29 protein-coding genes are annotated in these 25,374 nt (G+C 60.0%); 10 read left to right on the top strand and 19 right to left on the bottom strand.

Annotated elements, in window-relative coordinates:
* Positions 1 to 177 precede the first annotated feature (177 nt).
* From HCI85_RS03145 to HCI85_RS21080, 6 genes are all read right to left on the bottom strand, one after another.
* Positions 178 to 615 (bottom strand): ABA4-like family protein, encoded by a 438-nt coding sequence (locus HCI85_RS03145; protein WP_167141814.1) that lies wholly within the window; start codon positions 613 to 615, stop codon positions 178 to 180.
* A gap of 121 nt (positions 616 to 736) precedes the next feature.
* Positions 737 to 1,405, bottom strand: a complete 669-nt coding sequence (gene msrA, locus HCI85_RS03140) for a peptide-methionine (S)-S-oxide reductase MsrA (RefSeq protein ID WP_167141811.1) — start codon at positions 1,403 to 1,405, stop codon at positions 737 to 739.
* Between the two features lie 2 nt (positions 1,406 to 1,407).
* Entirely contained in the window at positions 1,408 to 1,923 is a 516-nt protein-coding gene (gene msrB, locus HCI85_RS03135) for a peptide-methionine (R)-S-oxide reductase MsrB (RefSeq protein ID WP_160085182.1), read from the bottom strand.
* Between the two features lie 118 nt (positions 1,924 to 2,041).
* The gene (locus HCI85_RS03130; RefSeq protein ID WP_167141807.1) at positions 2,042 to 3,079 is read right to left on the bottom strand and encodes a diguanylate cyclase; all 1,038 of its coding nucleotides are present in this window, start codon (positions 3,077 to 3,079) and stop codon (positions 2,042 to 2,044) included.
* A gap of 130 nt (positions 3,080 to 3,209) precedes the next feature.
* Positions 3,210 to 3,644 (bottom strand): GNAT family N-acetyltransferase, encoded by a 435-nt coding sequence (locus HCI85_RS03125; RefSeq protein ID WP_167141804.1) that lies wholly within the window; start codon positions 3,642 to 3,644, stop codon positions 3,210 to 3,212.
* 68 nt (positions 3,645 to 3,712) lie between these two features.
* Entirely contained in the window at positions 3,713 to 3,844 is a 132-nt protein-coding gene (locus tag HCI85_RS21080) for a hypothetical protein (RefSeq protein ID WP_256665405.1), read from the bottom strand.
* 281 nt (positions 3,845 to 4,125) lie between these two features.
* Here HCI85_RS21080 and HCI85_RS03120 point away from each other — a divergent pair, with 281 nt between their 5' ends.
* The 4 genes from HCI85_RS03120 to HCI85_RS03105 all read left to right on the top strand — a co-directional run bounded on the left by HCI85_RS03120 (position 4,126) and on the right by HCI85_RS03105 (position 8,854).
* On the top strand, positions 4,126 to 4,899 hold the full coding sequence (locus HCI85_RS03120) for a PP2C family protein-serine/threonine phosphatase (protein ID WP_167141801.1): 774 nt from the start codon (positions 4,126 to 4,128) through the stop codon (positions 4,897 to 4,899).
* Positions 4,900 to 4,922: 23 nt separating this feature from the next.
* Positions 4,923 to 6,425 (top strand): serine/threonine-protein kinase, encoded by a 1,503-nt coding sequence (locus HCI85_RS03115; RefSeq protein ID WP_167141796.1) that lies wholly within the window; start codon positions 4,923 to 4,925, stop codon positions 6,423 to 6,425.
* Positions 6,426 to 6,558: 133 nt separating this feature from the next.
* Positions 6,559 to 7,413, top strand: coding sequence for an FHA domain-containing protein (locus tag HCI85_RS03110; RefSeq protein WP_167141793.1), 855 nt, complete (start codon positions 6,559 to 6,561; stop codon positions 7,411 to 7,413).
* Positions 7,414 to 7,540: 127 nt separating this feature from the next.
* Positions 7,541 to 8,854, top strand: a complete 1,314-nt coding sequence (locus HCI85_RS03105) for a phospholipase (protein ID WP_167144237.1) — start codon at positions 7,541 to 7,543, stop codon at positions 8,852 to 8,854.
* On the opposite strand, the gene HCI85_RS03100 is transcribed toward HCI85_RS03105, so the two are convergent.
* The 7 genes from HCI85_RS03100 to HCI85_RS03070 all read right to left on the bottom strand — a co-directional run bounded on the left by HCI85_RS03100 (position 8,811) and on the right by HCI85_RS03070 (position 14,952).
* Positions 8,811 to 9,716: a hypothetical protein gene (locus HCI85_RS03100; protein WP_206677979.1), complete on the bottom strand. Its 906-nt coding sequence runs from the start codon at positions 9,714 to 9,716 to the stop codon at positions 8,811 to 8,813. The two genes, HCI85_RS03105 and HCI85_RS03100, sit on opposite strands and share 44 nt — an antisense overlap.
* Before the next feature lie 113 nt (positions 9,717 to 9,829).
* A complete protein-coding gene (locus HCI85_RS03095; RefSeq protein WP_241693720.1) occupies positions 9,830 to 11,572 on the bottom strand; it encodes an N-acyl-D-amino-acid deacylase family protein in 1,743 nt (580 codons plus the stop codon).
* Positions 11,573 to 11,686: 114 nt separating this feature from the next.
* Complete coding sequence (locus tag HCI85_RS03090) at positions 11,687 to 12,013, bottom strand: DUF2025 family protein (protein WP_167141781.1); 327 nt, start codon at positions 12,011 to 12,013, stop codon at positions 11,687 to 11,689.
* A gap of 141 nt (positions 12,014 to 12,154) precedes the next feature.
* Positions 12,155 to 12,733: a hypothetical protein gene (locus HCI85_RS03085; protein ID WP_160085174.1), complete on the bottom strand. Its 579-nt coding sequence runs from the start codon at positions 12,731 to 12,733 to the stop codon at positions 12,155 to 12,157.
* A gap of 14 nt (positions 12,734 to 12,747) precedes the next feature.
* Positions 12,748 to 13,356, bottom strand: coding sequence for a hypothetical protein (locus HCI85_RS03080; RefSeq protein ID WP_167141778.1), 609 nt, complete (start codon positions 13,354 to 13,356; stop codon positions 12,748 to 12,750).
* A gap of 90 nt (positions 13,357 to 13,446) precedes the next feature.
* Positions 13,447 to 14,061 (bottom strand): hypothetical protein, encoded by a 615-nt coding sequence (locus HCI85_RS03075; protein WP_241693719.1) that lies wholly within the window; start codon positions 14,059 to 14,061, stop codon positions 13,447 to 13,449.
* A 189-nt stretch (positions 14,062 to 14,250) separates the two neighbouring features.
* The gene (locus HCI85_RS03070) at positions 14,251 to 14,952 is read right to left on the bottom strand and encodes a YebC/PmpR family DNA-binding transcriptional regulator (RefSeq protein WP_160085172.1); all 702 of its coding nucleotides are present in this window, start codon (positions 14,950 to 14,952) and stop codon (positions 14,251 to 14,253) included.
* A 333-nt stretch (positions 14,953 to 15,285) separates the two neighbouring features.
* Between HCI85_RS03070 and HCI85_RS03065 the strand changes: the two genes are divergently transcribed.
* Positions 15,286 to 16,170, top strand: coding sequence for an EamA family transporter (locus HCI85_RS03065; RefSeq protein ID WP_160085171.1), 885 nt, complete (start codon positions 15,286 to 15,288; stop codon positions 16,168 to 16,170).
* Here HCI85_RS03065 and HCI85_RS03060 read toward each other — a convergent pair.
* The 3 genes from HCI85_RS03060 to sstT form a co-directional block, all read right to left on the bottom strand.
* Positions 16,167 to 16,418 (bottom strand): hypothetical protein, encoded by a 252-nt coding sequence (locus HCI85_RS03060; RefSeq protein WP_167140875.1) that lies wholly within the window; start codon positions 16,416 to 16,418, stop codon positions 16,167 to 16,169. The two genes, HCI85_RS03065 and HCI85_RS03060, sit on opposite strands and share 4 nt — an antisense overlap.
* A 150-nt stretch (positions 16,419 to 16,568) precedes the next feature.
* The gene (locus HCI85_RS03055) at positions 16,569 to 16,850 is read right to left on the bottom strand and encodes a peptidylprolyl isomerase (RefSeq protein WP_090248458.1); all 282 of its coding nucleotides are present in this window, start codon (positions 16,848 to 16,850) and stop codon (positions 16,569 to 16,571) included.
* A 197-nt stretch (positions 16,851 to 17,047) separates the two neighbouring features.
* Positions 17,048 to 18,268 carry a serine/threonine transporter SstT gene (sstT, locus tag HCI85_RS03050; RefSeq protein ID WP_167141775.1) on the bottom strand — a complete coding sequence of 407 codons (1,221 nt, stop codon included), beginning with the start codon at positions 18,266 to 18,268 and terminating at the stop codon, positions 17,048 to 17,050.
* Between the two features lie 274 nt (positions 18,269 to 18,542).
* Here sstT and HCI85_RS03045 point away from each other — a divergent pair, with 274 nt between their 5' ends.
* A complete protein-coding gene (locus HCI85_RS03045) occupies positions 18,543 to 19,202 on the top strand; it encodes a YceH family protein (RefSeq protein ID WP_167141772.1) in 660 nt (219 codons plus the stop codon).
* A 52-nt stretch (positions 19,203 to 19,254) separates the two neighbouring features.
* On the opposite strand, the gene HCI85_RS03040 is transcribed toward HCI85_RS03045, so the two are convergent.
* Positions 19,255 to 19,689: a phage infection protein gene (locus HCI85_RS03040; RefSeq protein WP_167141769.1), complete on the bottom strand. Its 435-nt coding sequence runs from the start codon at positions 19,687 to 19,689 to the stop codon at positions 19,255 to 19,257.
* A gap of 446 nt (positions 19,690 to 20,135) precedes the next feature.
* On the opposite strand from HCI85_RS03040, the gene HCI85_RS03035 reads away from it, so the two are divergent.
* From HCI85_RS03035 to HCI85_RS03020, 4 genes are read left to right on the top strand one after another with little or no spacing between them, the layout of a single operon-like run.
* Positions 20,136 to 21,377, top strand: coding sequence for a glutamine synthetase family protein (locus tag HCI85_RS03035; RefSeq protein WP_176600624.1), 1,242 nt, complete (start codon positions 20,136 to 20,138; stop codon positions 21,375 to 21,377).
* Positions 21,378 to 21,431: 54 nt separating this feature from the next.
* Complete coding sequence (locus tag HCI85_RS03030; RefSeq protein ID WP_160085165.1) at positions 21,432 to 22,748, top strand: MFS transporter; 1,317 nt, start codon at positions 21,432 to 21,434, stop codon at positions 22,746 to 22,748.
* Complete coding sequence (locus HCI85_RS03025; protein WP_167141764.1) at positions 22,745 to 23,437, top strand: TIGR04283 family arsenosugar biosynthesis glycosyltransferase; 693 nt, start codon at positions 22,745 to 22,747, stop codon at positions 23,435 to 23,437. The genes HCI85_RS03030 and HCI85_RS03025 overlap by 4 nt, the downstream gene beginning before the upstream one ends.
* The gene (locus HCI85_RS03020) at positions 23,434 to 24,045 is read left to right on the top strand and encodes a TIGR04282 family arsenosugar biosynthesis glycosyltransferase (RefSeq protein ID WP_167141762.1); all 612 of its coding nucleotides are present in this window, start codon (positions 23,434 to 23,436) and stop codon (positions 24,043 to 24,045) included. Before HCI85_RS03025 ends, HCI85_RS03020 begins: the two co-directional genes overlap by 4 nt.
* Here the strand turns inward: HCI85_RS03020 and HCI85_RS03015 are convergent.
* Complete coding sequence (locus HCI85_RS03015) at positions 24,042 to 24,791, bottom strand: flagellar brake protein (protein ID WP_167141759.1); 750 nt, start codon at positions 24,789 to 24,791, stop codon at positions 24,042 to 24,044. The genes HCI85_RS03020 and HCI85_RS03015 overlap by 4 nt on opposite strands.
* Positions 24,792 to 24,871: 80 nt before the next feature.
* Positions 24,872 to 25,339: a flagella synthesis protein FlgN gene (locus HCI85_RS03010; protein WP_167141756.1), complete on the bottom strand. Its 468-nt coding sequence runs from the start codon at positions 25,337 to 25,339 to the stop codon at positions 24,872 to 24,874.
* Between the last annotated feature and the right edge of the window lie 35 nt (positions 25,340 to 25,374).

Raw genomic sequence — 25,374 nt, 5'->3', positions numbered from 1 at the left:
TTGCCGATACTGCGTTGAAAACAGGCCGGGACGCGGCGTCTCGGAATGCTCATTTACAGCTCGTAAACTCGTGCGCGAGCTCAGTCCGCTTCCTTGCCGCTAGTAACAGCCTTAGGCTGTTACTAGCGTAGCGCCTTGTCTCGACTGCCTCGCCAACATTCTCAACGACCTGCTAATTCAGGTCGCCATCACCAAGCCCCAGCGCAAGCCTAGAAACGCCAGCAGGCCCAGTGGGCCGAACATTAGCGTCAGCACATAACAGGGCAGCAGTGCCCAGTGGCTGATGCCCGCGATGGCGCCTTCGTGGCGGATATACAGCCCGACCATCAGATCGAACGCCAGAATATGTATCCAGGCTGCCAGTGCGGCTGTGGGTTGGCGCAGCAGTGAGAGCACCCCGCCGAGGCTAAAGAAACCGGGCCTGCCGCTACCCGGCTCAGGCCGCTGGCGCATGGCGACAAACAACAGCCAGCTATAGACGATGGCCAGCAGGACCACGCTGAGGCCCAGTACCAGTTCATCGGTATAGGGCCAGAATGGCAGGCAGACCAGCATCAGCCAGCCGAACAGAGCGATCAGCGAGGTGAGTTTGAACAGGGGTTTCAACGGGGCCATGGAGTGCTCACTGGGCAAGGTGTGAACTCAACCATAGCGGATGCGGCGACTGCCGCATCCTGGCATCAGCGGCTGAATACAGGGCCATCAGCGGGCACGAGGGCCAGCCGATGGGCGCGGTTTATTGCTTCTTGCCCCAGAGTTGCTCCAAGCGTTGATCACGACCGCAGCCGTTGCGGTAGTAGTTGTAGCGCAGCGGATTACGTTGGTAATAGTCCTGGTGATAGTCCTCGGCCGGATAAAAGGTGCTGGCGGCGAGGATTTCCGTGACCACCGGGGCCGGCAAACGCCCGGATTTATCCAAAGTGGCTTTGGAGGCTTCGGCCAGTTGCTGCTCTTCGGCGCTGCTGTAGAAGATCGCGCTGCGGTATTGCGGGCCGCGGTCGCAGAACTGGGCGTTGGCGGTGACCGGATCAATGGTGGGCCAGTAGGCTTCAAGCAGCTTGGCGTAGCTGGTCTTGCTAGGGTCAAAGCGAACGCGCACCGCTTCGATATGCCCGCTAGTGCCTGCAGAAACCTGCTCATAAGTGGGGTTGTCGACATGCCCGCCGATGTAGCCGGAGGTGGTGTCAATTACGCCGGACACTTTGTCGAAGTCTGACTCGGTGCACCAGAAACAGCCGCCGGCGAAGATTGCCACGCCGGGGTTTTCCACCATCGGCGTTGCGGTTTTGGACTGCGGCTGCGGCGCTTGCGCAGCTGTGGGTTCACAAGCGGCCAGCAGGCCGCCCAAAACGAGGATGCTGCTGGCCAGCAGACGGCGGCGCCAAGTATAGGTGATAGCAGTCATGTTCAGCTCCGCAGCTCAGGTAAGGCTTCGCCTTGCGGGATAAAGCGCAAGGCCACGCCGTTGTTGCACCAGCGTTCGCCGCGCGGCTTCGGGCCGTCGTCGAAGACATGACCCTGGTGCCCGCCGCAGCGCGCGCAATGGTATTCGGTACGCGGGAAGAACAGCTTGAAGTCGCGCTTGGTACCCATATGGCCGGCAATCGGCTGGGTAAAACTGGGCCAGCCGGTGCCGCTTTCATATTTGTCCTGGCTGGCGAACAGCGGCAGGTAGCAGGCGGCGCACAGGTAGGTGCCATCGCGTTTTTCCTGATTTAACGGGCTGCTGCCAGGCGCTTCGGTGTCCTCTTCGAAGAGCACGGCATAGGCTTCAGGCGTCAGTAGATCCCGCCAGTCGCTGTGGGGTTTATTCAGAGGCGTCACGCTACTGGCAACAGCTTCTGCCAGGCTTAGTGGGGCGTGACCGAGCAAGGGCAGGGCTGGCAAGAGTGCCATCCCCTTGAGCAGGGAGCGTCTTTTCATGGCAGTGCTCTGTATGAAGTGTGGCCAATAGACAGAGACAAAGCCGAGTTGTTACAGCCTTGCTCTCCGCGCGCGAGAATTTTTCCGCGCAAGTTGTAAGTAAAGATAAATCGAGGGATCAGGCGATGGGTAGGCTGCTGGTTTTATCCACGCCATCATCGATGACGATGCAGTTACGGCCGGCATTCTTGGCGCGATAGAGACGTTCGTCGGCGCGCTGCAGCAGGCTTTCCCAGTGTTCGTCGCGGCGCAAGATGGCCCCGCCTACTGACATGGTCACCGCACCGCTGGGCCCGCGCAGGTGCTGCGCCACTTGCTGCTGCAGGTGCTGCGCGGCGGCCAGTAAGCCCGCACGTTCGGTGTTGGGCAACAGCAGGAGGAATTCCTCGCCGCCGAAGCGGAACAGTCGGTCTTCCTTGCGTGATGAACTTTTGATCAGTTCGACAAAATCCACCAGCACCTGGTCGCCGGCATGATGGCCATGGTTGTCATTGATCCGTTTGAAATGATCGAGGTCCATCACCAAGACGCCGTAGCTGTTGCCGTGGCGGCGGTAAATGGAGGCCGCTATCTTTAGCTCTTCATTCATCGCTCGGCGATTACGGGCGCCGGTCAGCGGGTCACGGATGGCCAGTTGCTGCAGTTGATCGCGCTGGGTGCTGGTGCGGTAGGCAAAGACGAAGCTGAGTATACTGGCCATCATACTGGTGACCAGAAATGACACCATCTGGTAGTCGCTTTCGAATACCGAGCCGGGTTTGAGTTGGCCGTAACCGACCAGCGTGGTGAGCACCAGGGTGGTGGCCAGCAAGGCCTTGGCCGGCGACACCATAAAGAAATTGAACATGATCAGCGGGTAAATCCAGAACAGGCCGTTTACGCCCAGGTTGATGGCGATCAGCGTTGCTCCGGCGGAGAAAATGGTGGCCAGGTAGATGCCGGGTTTGATCGTGTCACCGGTGCGCCAGGCATAGATCACTGCCATCACTGTGGAGACAACGATCACGGTGTCGGAGAAGCCTACCAGGTAGTTGCCGGTCGCTAGCCGGTAGACGGCATAGGGGCTAATGCCAATCACGCCAAACAGGCCCATCAGCGTGATGATGGACAACTGGAAGTCGCTACGCAGGCGCCTGAGCAACCGCGATATCTGCATAGTTAAAGGCCACTGTTGTCGTTGTTATGAGCTAAGCATGCAGAGCTTGCCCTGGCGATGGCAATAGTAAAATTCTGCAACGTGCCAGCATGGGCCACTATCTGCCGAATGGTGTTGGTTTTATCTGGTACTAAGGTTCCAGCCCTTGAGCGGCAAGGCTCGGGCTCGGCACTCGCACAAATGCCAGCATGCTTTTGCTGCGCTGATAGCGCTTCAGGCGTTCAGCCAACGGCTGAGGCAGGTCGGTGCAGGGGGCAAAGCCCAGGCGCAGGTAGAAGTCGCTCAGTTGCGGGTGGCAGAACAGCCAGACCGGTGCCGGGCAATCGAGCAACGCAGTCTCGATCAACTGGCGCGCGATGCCTTGCCCCTGCCGAGTGCTATCGACCAGAAGGCTGGTCAGCCAATGTCCGTGCGCGACCGGGTGCAGGCACAGCGCCGCGAGGATATCCCGGTCTTCGGCTACCCAGAGCTGGGCGCCGGCTGCGGCGCGCATGGCTGATCGTTGATTGCGGTAGAACTTGTCAGCCAGTGGCTTGAGCGAGGCGGGGAGTTGGCGGTAGTGCATTGCAGGTACTGTTGCGACGGTGAGTGGATGCCTGAGCGCAAGCGCGATGCTTGCCTCAGACGGGTGCTTCAGGCGTTGGCGGCGTGGCTGCCGAGCAGGGTTTTCGCACCTTGCTTGTCTTTCTTGTCCGTACGCTTTTCGCTGGCGGTTTTCAGCGGCTTTTTCTTCACTTGTTTCTTCGAATCCATACCTTTGCTCATGATCTTCACCTCTGACAATGTCGTGGTTGAATGTTCTGGAGCGGGCCATACCCTCGCGGTGAGGCGAGGCTGGTACTTGGAGTCTACGCCCATGCAGGGCGAATAGCTGAGGCGTTATCTGGGCGTCTGGATGCAGGACAGGGTTCGACTGGTTAACAGTTCACCGGCAAAAATCGGTGGCTGGCGGTGACAGCCTGAGCGTGCCGCAGCATCATGGGCTTAATTACGCCGTGTACAGCCTGCTTGCTGTGCGACTGTTGAACTCCTAAGCCGAGACATTGATGGAACAAGCGCTGATTTATGCCGGCCAGAGCGTGCCTGGGCGGGTTCGTGGGCACAATGAAGATGCTCTGTTGTGTTGCCCACAGCTGAATCTGTGGGCGATTGCGGACGGCATGGGTGGTCATCAATGCGGCGAAGTGGCCAGTGCCCTGGCCTTACAAACGCTGCAGGCGGCCTGTGCCGAAGGCCAGGACTTGGTGACGGCGGTGCATGCGGCCAATCGCGAAATCCTCAGCGTGGCGCGTACCGGTGAGCAGCGCGGCATGGGCACGACCTTGGTGGCGGTGCACTTTGTCGGCGCGGCCTTCAGCATTGCCTGGGTCGGTGATAGCCGCGCTTATCGGGTCAGCGCCGGGAAGATCGAGCGTCTGACCCGCGATCACAGCTGGGTGCAAACGATGATCGATGCTGGACAGATGAGCATTGAGGCGGCGCGTAGCCATCCGCAGCGCAATGTCATTCTGCAGTGCCTGGGCCGTGATGATCAGCCGCTGGAAGTCGGCATGTTGCAAGGCTCGCTCGGTGAGCATGAGTTGCTGCTGCTGTGCAGCGACGGCCTGACTGGCGAGTTGGAAGACGCGCAGATCCAGCAGCTTTGCAGTAACGCTCAGACCCTCGATGAGCTGGTAGAACAGCTGCTGGCGCAGGCCAACCAACTGGGCGGCAAGGATAATATCTCCTGTATCGTACTCGGCCGTGATGCGGCCACGCCCAGCGTCGAGGCCAAACCGCGAGGTTTGCTCAGCCGCCTGTTCACTTCCCGCAAGCCCTAATTCGCCGGTGTGCCCTGACCCCCATGACTGAACAATTGCTCGAAATCCCCGGTTATCAGGTGCATGGTCGCCTGGGTAAAGGCGGCATGGCCGAGGTGTACCTGGCCACGCAGGCGTCCCTGCAGCGCAGGGTGGCGATCAAGGTGCTGCTGAGCGCGGATGATCAGGCGTTCAGTCAGCGCTTTCTCAAGGAAGGCCACATCGTGGCGTCCCTGCATCACCCCTCAATCATCACCATCTATGACATCGACCAGCTCGCCGATGGTCGCCACTACCTGACTATGGAGTTCGTCCCGGGTGGCGATCTGGCGCAGCACAAGGGCGAGGTGTTCGACCTGCCGCGCGCGCTGCGTATCGTGCAGCAGGTGGCCAGCGGCCTGGCGGTGGTGCATGACAAAGGCCTGGTACACCGCGATATCAAACCGGCCAACATCCTCTTTCGCAGCGACGGCACGGCGGTGATCACCGACTTTGGCGTGGCCAAGGAAGTCGAGCTGGACCATGACCTTACCCAGTTCGGCATCGCCGTCGGCAGCCCGTCCTACAGCAGCCCCGAACAGGCGCAGTGCCAGGCACTGGATGCGCGCAGTGATATCTACAGCCTGGGGGTGATCCTGCTGGAGATGCTCACGGGCAGTAATCCCTACCGCGCTGCCAACTACACCCAGACCGTGATGAACCACCTGCAGATGGGCGTGCCGCAACTGCCGGCGCATTTGCAGAACTACCAGTGGCTGCTCGAACGCATGCTGGCAAAAGACCCGGATGAGCGTTTTGCCGACTGCAAGGTGCTGCTGGCGAGCCTCGATGAGCTGACCCGCGATGACCCGGACAGCACGCGCATCGCCCCCGCGCTGAGCCTGAGCAAACCGGCCAGAGGCAAAACTGCCCGCAGTACGCTGTGGGTCTCGCTGCTGGCCGGCATAGTGTTGCTGGCCGGTGCTGCCAGCGGCGGTTATTACCTGTACCAGCAAAAACAGATCAGCGACTACCTGGCGCGTGCCGAGCTGCGCCTGCAGAACGGCAGCCTGCTGGAGCCGCCGCAGGACAACGCCGATTACCTGTTCCGCCAGGTGCTGGCGCTGGATGCGGATAACCCGGAAGCTCTGGATGGCCTGGCGCGGGTGCTGCAGGCGCGGATCAACCAGTACTTGGCGTTGGCTGAGCAGCGTCTGGCTGATCAGCAGTTGCTGCTGCCTGAGGATGACAGTGCGACTTACTACTTCCGTCAGGTGTTGGCCTGGGAGCCCGATAATCTGCTGGCCCTGGCCGGAATCAACCGCGTGGCGCAGCGCTATATCGAGCAAAGTGAGGGTGCCTACAAGCGCCGCGAGTTTGCCCTGGCCTTGGCGCTGGTGCAGCAGGGCCTGGAAGTAGAGCCGGCTAACGAGCAGTTATTGCAGTTGCTCGATGGTCATGAGCAGCGCGTACGACTGGCCCAAGCGCCGCGGCGCCGGCCGGCAGCTGCGGAACAGCCGGCACCGGTAAACCCCGTCAAGCGGTTATGGAACAACCTATTCGATTAAGTTTTTATGCTGGCATATTGCTACCGGCTAGATTGGCAGGCAGCATGCGCGCCTCGTCCACCGTGCCGCATATGAATGCCCAGGTACGACGGGTTATAGCTGGTTGTTTAACCGATGTTGGCGGAGTGCGCAGATGCTCAAAATTCACTTCAGTGATAATCGTCAGGCCCCGATCTGGTTGGTCGACGAGCGTTTCACCATCGGCCAGGACAGCCGCAACAGCCTGGTGCTGGAAGACCCCAGCATCGCTTCGTTTCACGCGGAAATCCGTCAGGATCAGGGCTTCTATTACCTGACCGATGTGGGCAGTCCGAGCGGCTCTTTCGTCAATGACGAGCGCGTCAGCACGCGCTTCCAATTGCGCGCCGATGACCGTGTGCGCCTGGGTTCGGTGGAGCTGCAGTTGGTCGATCCGGCGCGCAGCAAGACCCACACCGAGCAAGCCGCGCGCTGGTACTTGCAGGTGATTCAGGGTGAACACGAAGGCAAGAAATTCCATATCAACGGCTCCATGACTTTTGGCCGTTCGGTGAAGTGCGAGCTGTGCTTCAGCGATCAGGAGTTATCGCGCCGTCACTGTGAGTTCTTCCTCAAGGATGACGTGCTAGAGGTCAAAGACCTGGCTTCGGCTAACGGCCTACTGGTCAACCAACAGAAGGTCACGACGGCGGTACTGCAGCCGGGCGATCAGTTGAAGATGGGCTCGGTGAGCCTGCTGGTGATCGGTCCGAAAAGCACCGTGGCGACAAGCGAGGATGAAGACGCCACGCTGTTTATGCGCGCGGTGGACCTGCCAAAACCGCTCAAAGCGGCGCCGCTTTCCAGCTCGCCGAACAACCAGTTCAACCCGCTGCGCACAAACGTGCAGGCCAACCCGCTGCGTGCAGCGCCGGCCAATGAACCCCCTGGCTTGAACAAGCCGTTGCTGGCGTTGGCGGTGCTGTTGGTAACCGGGTTGGTCGCGGCGGTGGTGGTGTTTGTTCTCTAGCTCTGGCGGGCTCTGCGCTGCTCGATTGGTGAATGGGCTGACTTGATACGACAGTGCCAGGTGGCAGCTTTGGCGTTAGGCTACGTCCCTTGCACTGCCATCCGCTGTTGGAGTCTCCGTGAAGCCATTGCTCCTGTTGCTATCTGCCTGTTGCCTGGCGTTTCAGCCGTTCAATGCCCTGGCGTGGTCCAACCATTCGTTGGGCAGTCAGCTGGCCTTGCAGAACCTGCCGCAGTTGCAGCGCACGCTGACCTATGAACCGCTGCAGGCCTTTCTGGACGCACAGGCGCCGGCAATCGAGCAATTGCTGGATGAGCAGGAAGCCTTTGCCCGTGCGCATTTTCCGGACTATCCACCCCGCCCGAATGATCTGCGGTTCGAGGCCGCGAGCTCCCTGCCTGAGCAGCGTCGTGCCGAGTTTCTGCAGGCGTTGCGGGTCAATCCACAGATTCGTCTGGCCGGTTTTGTTCAGCAGTTGCCAGGGCAGGGCGATGAGGGTCGACCACGCCTGATGGCCGAGCAGGTGCTGGTGTTTCGCAAGATTGGCCCCTGGAGCCACTGGCGGTATTTGGCGCTGCAGCCAGGTGAGGCGGTGAGTGCTTTGCAGGTGCTGAGCAGTGCGGCCGATGAGCCGGACTATGGCCACGATATCAACCTGTTCAGCGACAACCCGGGCGAAGTTGGCGCGCGCTACAACTTCGGCGTGCAGCCCTTCGGCGATGCGCGCTTCGAGTATTCCTCCCAGGCGCCATTTCATATCGGTTATTACCACGAGCCGGAGTTGGTGCTTCAGGCGGCGCCTTATCTACGCCGCACCCTGCCGCACTGGCGCATCTACCAATACACCGGGCTGGCGCGGCTGGCCCTGGCCACTGGGCACGACTACTGGGGCTATCGCTTCCTCGGTTGGGCGCTGCACTACATGCAGGACCTGACCCAGCCCTACCACGCCAAGACCGTTCCGGGCTTTAGTACGCCAGAGCTGATGCTGATTGCGCTCAAAGGCGCAGCCGGTTACCCGCAAGACCGCCAAGCAGCGATTGCCCGCGTGGCGGATCGGCACACGGCCATCGAGGAGTATCAGCTGGAGCGCATGCAGCACCTGATGGACGAACAAACGCCAGCGCCCCTGTTGCAGGCGTATACGCAAACACCACCGGATGCGTATCCGACTTATTCGGTGGATTACGCGCAGCAGGTGGTGGCGGCCGAGTCCTATGCCACGGCGGATGCGCTGGATCAGGTGATTGGTCAGTGGTTGGCCCGCAAGCCCGCGGCTGCGCCAGGTTTTAGCGGGGGGAATCAGCTGACTCAGGCTCAAGCCGACCCGGTAGTTGAGCAGATGCTGGTGGTGCTGTTTAAACGCTTTGGCGCACACACCCGCAACGTTGTGCAGACTACTTTGGCGCCGCCTGTGTCTGGCGTAACTGCGTCGGACTGAACCACAGTTCACGCCTCTGCAGTGGGGTGGCACTGGGCAATAGCGGGTTGGGCAGTTCGATCACCTGGCGTTCGGCGTCTTGCAGATGCGCCAGGCTGTTGGCGAATTGTTGCTTGAACAACTGCTCAAAGGAGCCGTCCGCGACGGCGCGCTCCATGCCAATGCGGACGGTTTCGGCCAGTTCCGGACGTCGCGGTGAAAAGAAGAAATACAACGCTGTGGGGTAGTGCAGCAGCACATGCGGGTCGGCGACCAACTGCTGTGCCCGTGGGTTTTGCAGCTCGGTACCGATTTCCAGAACCGATCGCGGGAAGTAATCAAAGCGCCGTGCCTGCAGCATATGAAACAGGCTGGCATAGTTGGACGACACCACCACGGGTAAGCCCTGGCTTTGCAGAATGGCGGTATCGGGCCAGTCGTGGCCCTGGCCTGCAGTAAACTGGCGCAGGTCATCCAGGGTTCGCACGTGCTTGAGCAGGTCCACGCGCTCGCGGGGCAGCAACGCGACACGCCAACCGAATAACCCTTTGTCCAACGGTATGCGTACAGGCAGTAGGCGTTCTTCGCGCTCGCGGCTGGTCATGCTCCAGACCACATCCAGGTGTTTGTCGTGTTGCAAATCAACCAACGCACGCTCTTGCTCCATGCTGGTATGCGTGGGCACTAGACGCAGTGGGCTGCCGGCTTTATCCAGCGCGAGGCGTAACTGAGCCAGCATGTAGTTGGAGCGCGACTCATCACCGTCACTCCAGCGCGGGTAGTAAATGGCGGTCGCGTCACTCGCGTGCACGGGCAATAACAAACTGCACAGCAACAGGCATAGCAGCCAGCGCCAGACGGTCTGTTGCAAGGGGAGTGGCATATCGATATGAATCCTTTCAATACCGGCCCGGCAGGGTTCAGTGGGCAGTGCGGCGCGCATTATGCCAGCCTGGCGTCGCGGCCGTATGCCGTAGGTCGATTGCCATCGTCGACTCAGGCCCTGCTGCGCAAGAACGCTCCGTAGTCACGCGCCTGCCCCAGGTCGCTGGCGAATACGCCTTGCTGGTACGCGATACGCCCGTTGATCACAACAGCATCCACGGCGTTGCCACGGTTGACCATGCGCTGCAAGCCACCGAAGGCCTCCATTGGCGCTTCCTGGTAGCTGGCCAGGGATTCATCCAGCGCACTGGGGTCGATGATTACCAGGTCGGCGCGAGCGCCTTCGTAGAGCCTGCCGGCGTCAATGTTGAACCACTCACCCAGCTCGCCGGTCAGGCGCCAGATTGCCGTTTCAATCGGCATCACCGGTTGGCCGCGTAGCTCGGCATCGCGCACCAGTTTGAGCAGGCGCACACCGAAGTTGTAGAAGGCCATATTGCGGATATGCGCACCGGAGTCGGCAAAACCGATCAGGGTGCTCGGCTCGCACACCAGTTTTTCCACCATCTCAGGGCGATGGTTGGCGATCAACGTGCGCCAGCGCAGGCGCGGGCCGTGGGCCACCAGTAGGTCGAGAAACAGATCGGCCGGGTGTTCATTACGGGCCTTGGCCAGTTCGCCAACGCTTTTGCCGACCACGCTGGCGTCCGGGCAGTCGACAATCCAGGCGTCGTCGAAGTCGCGGTGCCAGACCCGTGGGCCGAATTTCTTCTCCACGTCCTGGCGAAAGCGCAGGCGGTAGGCCGGGTCCTGGAACAGTTGACTGCGCATGTCGTGGTTGGCCAGGTGCAGGGCGGCCTGGCCGGCGGGAAACTCCTCGAAAACTACAAACTCCATGCCGTCGGCGTAGGTTTCAAACGGCACCGGCAGGGTTTGCCAACGGAAGTCGGCATGGGTCAGGCGATTGATCCAGCGGGTCAGTGGGCCAAGTACCGGGGCGAGCCACGGGTCGGCTTTGACATCCATCAGGGTGATCAGGGTGGTCTTCAGCGGCTTGCGCCACCAACCGCCGATGCTGTCCCAGAGAAAGGCCAGCACATTGAGTTTGGTGACCAGGTTTGGCGCGCCCTGATGGATGCGTCCGCGCCGGCGCAGGACCTTGTTCAGCCGCGCGTACTCGGCCCAGGGAGCATACACCGAGGGCAGAGATTTCGAGCGCTGGCGGTCGCCATCGAGCTTGTCCCAGGGATTAGTCATGCTCGACAGGCCGAGCAAACCGGCGTCCAACGCTTCTTCCAGCAGGCGTTCCATTTGCTGTAATTCACCCTCGGTGGGGCGCACGTTGGCGTCTACGGCGCGTTCCAGGCCAAGCACGGCAACGCGTAAATCAGAGTGGCCGAGGAAGGAGCAGATGTTCGGCCCCAGCGGATGCTGATCGAGAAAGGCGGCGAATTGGTCGGCGCTGTGCCAAGTCTTGCGTGCCTGCAACAGTGGCAGGACATGCTCGCGCGGCACCGATTCGACGCGGGTGAACAGGTCTGAGCAATCCTCGGGGCTGGACAACACCATGCTGATCGAGCAGCTGCCGATCATCACCGTGGTCACGCCATGGCGCACCGACTCCTTGAGCGCAGGGGCGGCCACCAGTTCGGCGTCGTAATGGGTATGCATGTCGATAAAACCGGGTGTCACCCAGCGGTTTTGTGCATCAATCACCTGGCCGCAGCCATTTTCATCCAGGGCGCTGGCGCTGATGCAGGCCAGCTTACCGTCACGGATGCCAAGGTGACGCACGACGCCGGGCGCGCCGGTGCCATCGAAAAACAGCGCGTTTTTGATCAGCACATCGAACATCGGCAAGCTCCTTGGCGAGTGATTCTGACTCGTCGAGCTTAGTCTGCCGTGCGCCGTTGTTGTGAGGGTGTAAGTGAACAACCCTCGGTCAATTCGGCCACCTCGCCAAGCTGCTCAAGCGTTAAGGCGCCGGCGCTCGGCGCTGATCTCCGGCATATCGGTACGGCGCACGTAGACCCGCAGCGGTTCGCTGATCGCAAGGCGGTCATCGATGTTCTGTTCCAGCAGCAGTTGCAGGCGCGCGCGGTCGAGGCTCATCAGTTCGCCGTCAAAGGCACGCCAGACGAATTCGCACGTAGGGGTGATGCTCTGCTCGAGTACATCGAGGCCAAAGGAGTCTTCGGAAAAACGCACGATATAGCGCCCGGTCTTGGCATTGAAACCGACAAAACCCTGTAGTTGGTCGGCAGCCGCGCAGATGCTGGCAGAGGTGATGCTCATGGGACCCTCGTCGATGGCAATGGATGTCATCGGCATAGGCTAAAGCGCTCTGGGCAGAGGATCTTGCGATGGATCAATAAGTGAGTGGATGGGCTGTTGGGCACCACGACCATTGCGGTCGTGATGCCTGGTGCGGTGTGGCTAGATCAACTTCTGCCGTGCGGCTTCTTCCAGGCTGCTCTGGGTCAGCTGGTTGAGGATCGGGTCAATCGATTCGTTGAAGGGCACCGCCACGATCAGTAGCAGTTGCATCCAGGTGGTGATGGTTTCGCGTTTCTCGATGCGCCCGAGCACCTTGCCGTCACCATCCTTGAAGGTGGTTTCCATGCTCAGTTCATTGCTGAACTTGCCCGGTATGACAAACAGGGTGAAGCCGGTGATAAAGGCGCTGGCCAGACTGCCGCGCTCATGGTTGCTGACGCGCACGCTGATATAAATGTCGGCTTTCTGCTTGGCCGTGGTGACGTTGCTGAAACGCTTGCTGTCCTGGTACTGGGTAACGACCAGCTTTTCCAGATTGGCCTGGTTGAAGCCCCCTGCGCGAGTCTGATCATTGAACAGGTATTGGCTATCAACTTTGACGTAGGCCGACTGCGTAGGTTGCTCACTGGCGGTCAGCGGCCACTGTTCAACCTGGGCCAGGTCGTGGTGCGAGTAGGACAGGCAGCCCGTTAGCGAAAGTAGGGCAGCGGCGAGTAGGGCGGTAAAGACGGCTTTCATGCGTAACATCCTTGTTAGGGGCGAGCGAGTTGACGGGTGCTGTCCTGCAGCAGTTGTTCAACCAGTTGGTTTAGCTGGTCTGAGCCGAGCGACATGTTGAAATAGTCGTTGTCCCAGAGGCCCGTGTTCTGGTCGAGCTTGACCTGCTGACGACTGCTGGCGAGCAGCTTGCCCTGGGCGTCGGTGATCGACAGTTCGCCGGCCAGGTCGTATTTGTCGACATAGATGGGGCCGTTGACCCAGATCCACACAGTCAGTGTCAGCAGGGCTCCGGGGAAATAGGCTGGATGCGGTGTGCGCTTGCCTTTGAGCGAAGTCAGGTTGAGTTTGAGCAGCACATCCTGTTCGCCGAGGGTGGCGGGGAAGCTGATCACCTTGGCGAAGTACTCGCCCCGCTCGATGCGGTTACTCAGTTGTTCGGTGAACTGGCTGCTCAGGGTTTTGCGCAGGTTGTCGTTGATCTTGTTGTCAGTGATCTGTACGTCATCGACCATCACTGCGCGGGGCTGGGTGTAACTGGCGGGCTGCTTGGGGTCGCCAATCGGGCCTGCTGGGGTGAAGGATACGCAGCCGGTCAGGCTTAAGCTGAACAGCGCGGCTACAAGGTAATGCAGAGTTTTCATGGCTCATCCTTGATTGGGTGTTGCACGGCGATAGGCTACGCCAGGCAGCACATGGTTACTGCCTGGCGTAGCGGGAAAGCGGGGGAGGGACTAACGGGTGCTGGAGAAGGCGCTGATCTTGCCGAATGGCGAGCTTTGCATGCCCACCTTTACCGCCATCAGCGGCGAGTTGTTGACCCAGACATCGTCGATCACGATGGTTTCACCGATGTCGTCGTTATCGGCGGCTACCAGTAGGTAGTAAGTGCCGTCTTCGGCGGCTTCACCATCCCAGCTCAGGCTGATCTGGCCGACCACGGCTTCGGCACGCGAAGGCTTGTCGGCAATCACTGCGCCATAGGCATCCAACAGCATGGCGCGTGGTTTCAGGGCGTATTTGCTGACGCCCATGCAGGGGTCGTTGCACAGTGAGTGCACGTTGAGCGTGTAGCGCTCGCCCTTTTTCAGCTGCAGGGAAAAGATCCGGTAGTTGGAGATCGAGCTGCCGAAGTCCAGGCGCGGCTCATCGGCGCTGATCGGCCACTGAGGTGCCAACAGGCCCGGGTTGAGCGGCAGCGGAATGGCCTGGGTGTTGTGGATGGCTTCCAGGGCGCTCTTGGCCATCGGACTTTTGCCCGCCTTAACGTCTTGCTGGTAGGTCGTCTGCGGGTTGCTGGCGCAGGCGCCAAGCAGCAGGCAGACGGCCAGAATCAGAAACTTGTGCACGGTAAAACTCCTGTGTGACAACGTCCTTGTGTACACGCCGGGCGCTGGTGGCGCGGCGGGCGGCGATTCTACCCGCTTTGCGGGGCGCGGGCAGTGGTTAATCGACCGATTCGACGAACTGCGCACACTGAGCGGTGCCGTTCGTGGGCCCGCTGCGCATCCTGCACGGCGGGCCTGGTCAGTCTTTGTTTAGCCGGAAAGCCCGACGTAGACGTTCTGCACGTCATCGTGTGCGTCGAGGGCTTCGAGGAAGGCTTCGACTTCTTCCAGTTGTTCTGCAGTCAGGCTGTTCACCGGGTTTTTCGGGATATAGCCGATCTTCGCCGAGTTGACGCTGAAACCCTGCTCTGGCAGCGCGCGGCACACGGCGTCGAGGTCAGTCGGCTCTGTGATAAACAGGGTGTTGCCTTCATCGGCCGGCTCGAAATCCTGAGCGCCGGCTTCGATGGCGGCCATTTCTGGGTCGGCATCGCTCTCGGTACTGGCTTCGATCATGCCTACATGGTCGAAATCCCAAGTCACCGAGCCGGAAGCGCCCATCTGGCCCTTGCGGAACAGCACACGGACTTCTGCCACAGTGCGGTTGATGTTGTCGGTCAGGCACTCGATGATCACCGGCACCTGGTGCGGGGCGAAACCCTCATAGGTGGCGGAGTGGAAGGTTACGGTGTCACCCAGCAGGCCAGCGCCTTTCTTGATCGCCCGCTCGAGGGTTTCCTTGGGCATCGAGGCTTTTTTCGCTTGATGGATGGCCAGGCGCAGCTTGGGGTTCAGGTCTGGGTCAGCGCCGTTGCGGGCGGCGATCATGATTTCCTTGACCAAGCGGCCGAAGATCTTGCCTCTGGCGTTGGCCGCGGCTTCTTTAGGTTTGGCTTTCCACTGGGCGCCCATGGAGTATCTCGTCGTTGCGGGTTAATGGGTGAGAACCTGTTTACGATCTGCTGCGCGTCGGCCAGCCTGCGTTAAAAACAGCCTCGGAATGCTCATTTACAGCTCGTAAACTCCGCTTCCTCGCTGTTTTTGCCTTGTCTGGCTCTAGCTCGCTAGATCGTAAATAGGCTCTAAGGGATGCGATTCTAGCCCTTCGAAGCGCTGGCGGCACCTGTGGCGCTGCAATCTGCCGATCAGTGTTGTGCTGTACGGCTTATTTGCAGGGTTTCTGTATGGGCGTTATGGCGCTGCTAGCCGCTTTAATAAGCATTGAGTGATTAATCCGGAGCGTCCATGCAACCCAAGGATCTACTGCTGGCCCTGGTGGTGATCATCGTCTGGGGCATGAATTTTGTGGTGATCAAGATCGGCCTGCACGAGATGCCGCCGATGCTGCTGGGCGCGTTGCGTTTTCTGCTGGCGGCCTTTCCTGCCGTGCTGTTTATCAAGCGCCCACAGATTCCGCTGCGTTGGCTGCTGGCCTATGGCGTGACCATCTCGCTGGGGCAGTTTGCCTTTCTCTTCTCGGCCATGTCCGTCGGCATGCCGGCTGGCCTGGCGTCGCTGGTACTGCAATCGCAGGCGCTGTTTACCCTGCTGTTTGCTGTGCTGTTGCTGGGTGAGCGTTTTCGCCTGGCCAATCTGTTCGGGTTATTGGTGGCAGCCGGCGGTTTGCTGCTGATTGGCTCGCAGGGTAATGGCCTGATGACCCTGGCCGGTTTTCTTCTCACGCTCTGCGCTGCCGCCATGTGGGCGCTGGGCAATATCGTCACGCGCAAGTTGGGCAAGGTGAATCTGGTGGGGCTGGTGGTGTGGGGCAGTCTGGTGCCGCCGCTGCCGTTTTTTGCGCTGTCCTGGCTGATGGAAGGCCCTGAGGTGATCGAGTCTGCGCTGCGCGGCTTTAGCCTGGATACCTTGCTGGTGCTGGTCTACCTGGCATTCGGCGCGACCATTCTTGGCTATGGCCTGTGGAGCCGCTTACTGTCGCGCTACCCAGCCAGCCAGGTGGCGCCGTTCTCGCTACTGGTGCCAGTGGTCGGACTGACCTCATCGGCATTGCTGCTTGATGAACGCCTGAGCAGCCTGCAGCTGGTCGGTGCGCTGTTGGTGATGCTCGGTTTGCTGCTGAATTTTTGCGGCGGTTGGTTGCAGGAGCGTTTGCGCGCGCGTTGGGCTTAACGTTTACCCATGGCGCGGCGAGTCCCACTTGGCGCTGGGCCAATCTTCTTTTCGTGGCTCGACTTGTTGCCCTTCTGGTGCCAGGGCTGATCGTCTTGTTTGCCGGAAGCGGCTTTGGCGGCGCCGAACAGCGAGGCAAAGCCGCTGGCTTTAACCGTGTTGGTGGCGTTGCTCTCGTTGGCGGACGGCGCGGCGCTGTCGGCAGACTGAACGGCGAGGGTGGGTTCAGCTGCTGGAGTGTTGGTCATGGCGAGGTCCGCGGGTGCGAGAAGAAAAGGCCGACGAGTATACCTGGCTATTGCCCGAGGTTCTGGACTGTTGGTCAGTGGCGTGGTGCCCGATGGGCGCTGCGCGAAAATAGGATTCGCCGGGCCGAGCGGCCCAGCGAAGAGGCAGGATCAGTCCTGGCGGCTGGTCACTTCCAGCAGGTGATAACCAAACTGGGTCTTCACCGGGCCTTGCACCACGTTGATTGGTGCGCTGAATACTACGGTGTCGAATTCCTTGACCATCTGGCCTGGGCCGAACGAGCCGAGGTCACCGCCACTGCGGCTGGATGGGCAGCTGGAGTTGTCTTTGGCGACTTGGGCGAAGTCGGCACCGCCTTCGATTGCGGCTTTCAGTTCGTTGCACTTGTCTTCGCTGGCAACCAGGATGTGACGGGCAGTGGCGCGGGCCATGGGAATTACTCCTTATAAAGAAGCGGCAAAGCCTACCGGAATCGTTAGGTTATTCAAACGCTGGGCGTGCGACGTTTATCGGTTGAGTAATAAAAGCTGCCTGGAGCGCTGATTCACGCTGCGTTGCGTTGAACCCTGAATGGCGTGCATAAAAAAGGCTTACCCGTGGGTAAGCCTTTTGTTGTTTCGGCCAGCGTTTAGCTGCGTTGTTGCTCAGCTTGGCAGGCGGCGGCGGTGAACAGCACGTCGGTGGAGGAATTCAGCGCGGTTTCTGCAGAGTCCTGCACGATGCCGATGATAAAGCCGACGGCGACCACCTGCATGGCTACATCATTAGGGATACCGAACAGGCTGCACGCCAACGGGATCAGCAGCAGTGAGCCACCGGCCACGCCCGACGCGCCGCAGGCGCTGATCGAGGCGAGTAGGCTGAGCAGCAGGGCAGTCGGCAGATCGACAGCGATGCCCAGGGTGTGTACGGCGGCCATGGTCAGTACGGTGATGGTGATCGCTGCGCCGGCCATGTTGATGGTCGCGCCCAGTGGGATCGACACCGAGTAGGTTTCCTCATGCAGGCCCAGACGCTGGCAGAGCTGCAGGTTGACCGGGATATTGGCCGCCGAGCTACGGGTGAAGAACGCGGTCAGGCCGCTTTCGCGCAGGCAGGTCAGCACCAGTGGGTAAGGGTTGCGACGGGTCTTGAAGTAGACAATCGCCGGGTTGGTCACCAGCGCGACAAACAGCATGCAACCGACCAGTACCAGCAGCAGGTGCAGGTAATCGAGCAGGGCGGAAATACCCGACTCAGCCAGTGTGGCCGCTACCAGGCCGAAAACCCCCAGTGGCGCCAGGCGAATCACCAGTTTGACGATACTGGTGACTGCGTCAGAAAGGTCAGCGAGCATCTGCTTGCTGCTCGGGCTGGCGTGGCGGAAGGCAAAACCCAGCGCGATGGCCCAGGCCAGAATGCCGATAAAGTTGCCTTTGAGCAGAGCATTGATCGGGTTATCCACCACATTCAGCAGCAGGGTTTTCAGCACTTCGCTGATGCCGCCGGGTGGCGACAGCTCGGCGCTGTTGCTCACCAAGGTCAGGCTGGACGGGAAGGCAAAGCTGGCGGCTACTGCGATCAACGCCGCGCTGAATGTGCCGATCAGGTACAGCAGCAGAATCGGTTTGATATGGGTCTGCTGGCCTTGCTGATGGTTGGCAATCGACGCCGCCACCAGTACGAATACCAGCACCGGTGCTACGGCCTTCAGCGCAGATACAAAAACCGTGCCGAGGAAGCTGACGCTCGCTGCGGCTTCAGGCAGGAGCAGCGCCAGGGCGATACCGGCCACCAGGCCGATGGCGATTTGCAGCACCAGACTGGTGCGGTTGAGCAGTTGGACAAGCGGGTGTTGGGCAGTGGTCATGACATGCATCTCTACTTGGCGGGCAGGCCTGCGATCTCTTCATATTGCCTGCGGGGCTTGGGGCGCCGGGGGCTGGATGCATGGCTGCGGTGCGCGTTATGAGGCTTTTCGCGGGGGATGAAACAAGGCCACGCTGAAAAATAGCGCGCGACTCTACCACAGTGACCCGCTGTTACGCGCTGGCGCAGTGCCAGCCCCGCCCAGCGGCTGTTATGCCTATCAACCGGTCGTCAGGCGGGCTAGGCTAGGGCCTTTGCGAGGCCATGAGGTGGTTATGTCCAACGAAGATGCGAACGCTATGGCGGTTGAAACCCTGACGATCGTCGAAGCACGGGTACTGGGTTGCTTGATCGAAAAGCAGCTGACCACCCCCGAAGCCTATCCCCTGACGCTGAATGCTCTGGTGCTGGCCTGCAATCAGAAAACCAGTCGCGAGCCGGTGCTCAACCTTACCGCCGGCCAAGTAGGCCAGGCTCTGCGCAGCCTGGAAGGGCGAGAAATGGCGCGCCTGGTGATGGGTAGCCGAGCGGATCGCTGGGAACACCGCGCCGACAAAGCGCTGGAACTGGTGGCGGCGCAGGTGGTGCTGCTCGGTCTGTTGCTGCTGCGTGGCCCGCAGACTATCAACGAGCTGCTGACCCGCAGCAGCCGCATGCATGATTTTGATGATGCCGAGCAGGTGCAGCATCACCTTGAGCGCCTGATCAGCCGCGAACTGGCCTGCCTGTTGCCACGCCAGTCGGGGCAGCGCGAAGACCGTTATATGCACGTACTGGGTGACCCCGCGGATTTGCAGGCGGTATTGGCAGCCAGAGCCAGTGAGCCGCAGCGCGCGACGGCGGGCGGTCAGCAGGATGAGCGCCTGGACGCTCTGGAGGCGCGGATTGCGGCGCTGGAAGAGCGCTTGGCGCAGTTGGAGTCGCCTGCGCAATAAACAAAAAAGGTGCTCGATTGAGCACCTTTTTTGTGTTGCCTATTAGCTGTAATCAGCTAAAGCGCAGGCCTGGTGTACGTTCAGCGCCACCTTCGGCGACACGGTTTGCGCCAGTGCGGTCTGCACCGTCTTCGGCAACACGCAGGCGCTCTTGCAGGCGATCAGCACCACCTTCAGCGACGCGGTTAGCGCCAGTGCGGTCGGCACCGTCTTCGGCTACACGCAGACGCTCTTGCAGGCGATCAGCACCACCTTCAGCGACACGGTTTGCGCCAGTGCGGTCGGCACCGTCTTCGGCCACACGCAGGCGCTCTAGCAGACGATCAGCACCGCCTTCAGTTTGCAGGTTGCTACCAAAACCCATCAGGGTCTTCACGCTGCTGTCCTGCTTTTCACCCAGCAGTGGCTGCGGGTTGTTCTGTGGCAGGGCAAAGGCGCTGATGGACAGGCTGCTCAGGATTAGGGTGGTGAGAATTTGCTTTTTCATGTTCAGGCTCCTCGTAAGGGCGGGTGTAAGTGAGTACGGAGCCAATCATACGGATGAAAATTTGATGAAGAAGTGCAGGCTGGGCATGGTAATCATCGACGGCATCGATAGTTGAGTTAATGTTTTATTTATCATGTAGTTATATTTATTTTTGAGTGTCTATACGATGGTTTTTGGAGCGATTGTGCATGATCATTAATATCTAATTAGTCGATATATTTAACTGCGCAGCTTGCGCGTCAGGTATAGGGTGTGGCTTTGCTTGAAATATCGAACGCCTGGTGCGTATTTTGTGCGCCTCGCCGTGCAACTGCGGCCTCTTGCATCAATAAGGACAACAGCAAATGAGTACCCTCGACCGCACCGCCCTGGCTGAGTTGCTGCGTGGTGTTGATGAAGTTGAATGTGTAACGCCTGATCTCAACGGCGTGCCGCGCGGCAAGGTGATGACGGCTGAGGGTTTTCTGGAGGGGCGGCGCTTGCAGTTGGCGCGCGGGGTATTGCTGCAATGCATCATGGGTGGCTATCCGGCGCCGTGTTATTACGGCAGTGATGACGGTGACCTGGCCTTGAATGCCGAGCCGACGCAGATTCATCGGCTGCCCTGGAGTGAAACGCCGCGCGCGCTGGCCATCTGCGATGCTGATGAACTGGATGGACGTAGTTCCGGGTTGTCGACCCGCGGCCTGCTTAAGCAGGTAATTGCGCGTTACGCCAGTCATGGCTGGCAGCCGGTGGTGGCGACCGAGCTGGAGTTTTTCGTGTTTGCCCGCAATGCTGATCCGCTGCAGCCATTTCAGCCGCCGCTCGGGCTCGATGGTCGGCGTGAAGACGGCGGCTCGGCCTTCGGTGTGAGTTCCAACAACGGGCTGCGTCCGTTCTTCCGTGAGGTTTATCAGTGCATGGCGGCGCTAGGGTTGCCGCGCGATACCTTTATGCATGAGATGGGCGTAAGCCAGTTTGAAATTAACCTGCTGCACGGCGATCCGCTGCTGCTGGCGGATCAGACCTTTCTGTTCAAACACCTGCTCAAGGAGGTCGCGCTCAAGCATGGGCTCACTGTGGTATGCATGGCCAAGCCGCTGGCGCATACCCCGGGCAGCTCCATGCATATTCATCAGAGTGTGGTGGAGCAGGGCAATGGGCAGAATATCTTCAGCGCGGCCGATGGCCAGGCAACGTCGGCGTTCTATCAATTTATTGCCGGTCAGCAGGCCGCTATGGCTGATTTCACTCTGCTGTTTGCCCCGCATGTAAATTCCTATCAGCGCCTTTGTCATCCTTATGCGTCGCCGAACAATGCCTGCTGGTCGGAGGATAATCGCGCCGCAGGTCTGCGCATTCCGGCCAGTGCGCCAGTGGCGCGGCGGGTGGAAAACCGCTTGCCGGGCGCCGATGCCAATCCTTATCTGGCGCTGGCGGCGAGCCTTGCGGCGGGTTTGTATGGGATTGAACAGCAGCTGCAGCCCAGTGCGCCGATCCAGGGTGAGTTCGAAGTCCCGGACGAATTGGCGCTACCCTGTACCATGCATGCCGCGATCGAGCGTCTCAAGCGCAGTGCACTGGCGCAGGAACTGTTTGGTGCCGAGTTCATCGAAGGCTACATCGCCAGCAAGACGCTGGAACTCACCAGTTTCTTTGATGAAATTACCCCGTGGGAGCGCCGCGTGTTGGCGGCCCATGCCTAGAGTCTGACCGCCGAGCAGGGTTTCGGCGGCTTTTATGGAGACACCTGCCGCCCCATGTCTGTGATCCTCAAGTCATTTAGTTCACTGTATTTCGCCACCCTGTTGATGCTGTTGGGCTCGGGTTTGTTGAGTACTTACCTGGCGTTGCGGTTGGCGGAAACGGCCGATGGACTCTGGGTCGGTGCGCTTATGGCGGCCAATTACCTGGGGCTGGTGCTGGGCGGCAAGATTGGCCACCGTCTGATTGCTCGGGTGGGTCATATCCGCGCCTATGTCGCCTGCGCCGGTGTGGTCACCGCTGCGGTTCTCGGGCATGGCTTGAGCGACTGGTTACCCAGCTGGTTGCTACTGCGGATGCTGGTCGGCCTGGGCATGATGTGCCAGTACATGGTGATCGAGAGCTGGCTCAATGAGCAGGCGGAAACCAGCCAGCGTGGTCAGGTGTTTGCCGGTTATATGGGGGCTTCCTACCTCGGTCTGATCCTCGGGCAGCTGGTGTTGGTGGTGCACCCGACGCTCGGTCTTGAGCTGCTGATGCTAGTGGCGCTGTGCTTTGCCCTGTGCCTGGTGCCGGTGGCCTTGACCCGCAAACTGCACCCTGCCCCCTTGCATCCAGCCCCGCTGGAAATGCGCTTCTTTATCGACCGTGTGCCGTTGTCGCTGACCACCATTGTGGTCGCGGGACTGCTGATTGGTTCGTTCTACGGCCTGGCGCCGCTGTATGGCACGCGCATGGGGTTGTCCACTGAGCAGATCGGTCTGTTTATGGGCTGCTGCATCATCGCTGGCCTGGTGGTGCAGTGGCCGTTGGGCTGGTTGTCTGATCGGCATGACCGCGTGCAGCTGATCCGTGGCTGTGCCGCGTTGCTGGCGCTGGCTGCGCTGCCATTGGCGATTCTGCCGCAGGCCAGTTTGCCGCTGTTGTTTGCCGGCGGCTTTGCGGTGTGTGCCTTGCAATTCAGCCTCTATCCGCTGGCGGTGGCGCTGGCCAATGACCATGTTGAAGCCGAGCGGCGGGTATCACTGACGGCCATGCTGCTGGTGACCTTCGGTGTCGGCGCCAGTATTGGACCGTTACTGGCGGGCGTGCTAATGCGCTTTCTCGGCGCGAACATGTTGTATGCCTTCGTCTGCGGCTGCGCCTTGATTCTGGTGCTGCGTATCCGGCCGGAGCGCGTTACCCATCTGCATCAGGTCGTAGACGCGCCGCTGCACCATATCCCCATGCCAGACAGCACCACCAGTTCGCCGTTGACGGCGGCACTTGATCCGCGCGTCGATGAGCAGGTGGTGCAAGAGCAGATGCATGACACCAGTGCCGTGCAAGCGCCTGAAGGTGAATCGCCTACTCAGCCAGAGCCGCGCGGATGAAACCGTTGCTAAGCGTGGTGATTCCTGCACGCAATGAAGCGCAAGCCCTGCCCGCATTGTTGGATGATTTGGCGGGACTTCGTGCCTCTGGTGCTGAGTTGATCCTGGTCGATGGTGGTAGCAGCGATAGCACTTGCGAGCTGGCGCGGGGGCGGGTTGATCAAATACTTCGAGTGGCCCCTGGGCGTGCGTTGCAGATGAATGCCGGTGCGGCGGTGGCTTGTGGTGAATATGTGTGGTTTTTACATGCCGACACGCGGGTTAGTGCCGCGTCGCTCATGCGCTTACACGACGTGCTAAGTGAGCGACCTCTGTGGGGACGCTTCGATGTGCGTTTATCTGGGCAAGGGCTGGCACTGCGGCTGATTGGTGCGATGATCAGTTTGCGTTCGCGCCTGAGCGGTATCGCCTCGGGTGATCAGGGGATTTTTGTTGCCCGACAGTCCTTTGACGCGTTGGGCGGTTATGCACAGATCCCCTTGATGGAAGATTTACAGCTGTGCAAACGACTTAAGTCGCTGGCTCGACCGCGCTGTCTGCGTCCGCCCTTATTGACCTCCAGTCGGCGCTGGGAGCAGAACGGGATTGTGCGTACTGTGCTGCTTATGTGGCGCCTACGGCTTGCCTACTACTGTGGTGTCAGTCCAGCAAAGCTGGCCCGCCAATACCGCCGAGGGTCATGGCTATGAACCTGTCGATCTCATTGCACTTGCTTGCTCGTTCACCGGTCGCGGGGCAGGTAAAGACTCGCCTGATTCCAGCCCTGGGTGCTCAGGGGGCCTGTGACCTGCAGCAAATGCTGCTAGAGCGCGCATTGCAGTTACCGGCTGACGGCTTTGTTGAGCGCTTTCTCTGGTTGGATGGCGTTCCCAGTACAAGTCTGCAGGCGCTGGCGCAGCGCCTTGGCTGGACGTTGGTCGAACAGCCGGCTGGCGATCTTGGCGAGCGCATGCGCCGTATCGCCACGCTAGGGCTGGCTGAAAGTGATGCGGTAATCCTGATCGGCAATGACTGTCCGGCGCTCAATGGCGACTACCTGCAAGCAGCTTGTAGCGCGTTGCAGGAACGGTCTGTCGTGATTGGGCCTGCGGAGGATGGCGGTTATGTGCTGCTAGGGTTGCGTTGTATAGACGCAACTTTGTTCAGTGAGATGCCGTGGGGCACTGAGCGAGTGCTGGATATGACACTGCAACGCCTGCAGCAGCTGGACTGGCATCCGGGGCTGTTGCCTGCGTTGTGGGACGTGGATCGACCTGAAGATTTGTCTCGCCTGGCGGCGCTGAATATCGTGATCTAGAACAGTCCGTCACTTTCAAAACGCCGCGCTTCGCGCTGCAGCTGGTAAACGAAACGTTCGACCAGACGCTGTTCCTGGCCATTGATGCGGTGAAAACGTGCACCGACAAAAGTGGTGTCTACCTTGTCTTCATATTGCACGTGACGCATCTCGATGGCCGTGGTCATGGCGCCGAAAGGAAAGCGTGCAGTAAACCGTTCATAGACCTGGCCCGCCTGTAGGCTGCCGGTGATGTTGCCGGGGAAGCGCAGCTTGCAGCCGGTTGCAGAGATATCCAGCAAATGCCCCGGTACGGCTGTGCGCAGTTTATCGCCGGCGAGCTCAATTTTGATCAGTTCACTTTGCTTAAGCGGCGCGCGGAAAGCACTACGCCGTTGGTGATAGGTCACCTCAAGCGGCATCGGGCTGAAATAGCAGCGCGCACCTTCATGGTCGGTAATGCGCACGCTTTGTTCGCATGTCCAGGCGACGCGGACACCTTCATGGAAGGCTTCGACATTAAACGCCTCGCCATTAGCAAGGTAGCGCTCGCCATCATTCGGCATTAACTCGTCAAGAATCAGTAGGTTCTTGTCGCGATCAACTTCGATTACGTAGCTCTGGAAGCGTTGGTTACGTTCGTGGAAAGTGATAATCAGCGGGTCATGGTTTTGTTGCAGTTGGCGCAGGTTGGCAACTATTTCCACCGGTGCCTTGAGCACCTTGGGCGGCTGCGGGCCATCTTCCTGGCTAAAAGGACTGGACACGGTCCATAACTCTCCGAGCAAATACTATGGCACTAGCATACTGGCAATATGACAGTATGTCCCCTGTGCCTTGTTGGGTTTCAGGCCTGGCTAAGCGGGCGCTGCTGGCCGATTCTAGCGGCACTGCCGCGGCTGTCATAGAGGCTGGGTGTCTCGTTGCCGCGCAGAATGCCGAGCATGCTGTGAGCGGACGCCTGACTGGAACGAATCAACCGGCCATTGCGCAGATTGGCCGCTTGGCAGCGTTCGAGCAGGCTGTTGAGCTGGTCGCCACGCTCCAGCAACAGCTCGCCCTGATTGGACTGAGCTGCAAGCGTTTGCAGGCCTGCACGGTCGGTACTGAGGTTGAGACTGCTAAGCAGCTGGCTGCGTATCTTGCCGTGCTGGTCGAGCAGCGTCAGCAATGGCAGTTTTTCCGTGAGGATACTTTGCAGGCGAGGGAGGTCGCGGTCGCTGAGGGCTTGGAATTCGGTGTCGATCAATTCAAGCAACTGCTCGGCGGTGCCGATATCGTTGGTGAACAGTTCAAGCAACTGGGTGTCGTGCATTGCAGGCTCTTCGGGGTAACAGGCACTGATGCGAG

It is taken from the genome of Pseudomonas sp. OTU750018, from assembly GCF_011636575.1.
GTDB classification, from domain to species: Bacteria; Pseudomonadota; Gammaproteobacteria; order Pseudomonadales; family Pseudomonadaceae; genus Aquipseudomonas; species Aquipseudomonas peli.
Note: the sequence above shows the minus strand (reverse complement) of the source record. Positions and strands in the feature narration are given on the sequence as shown.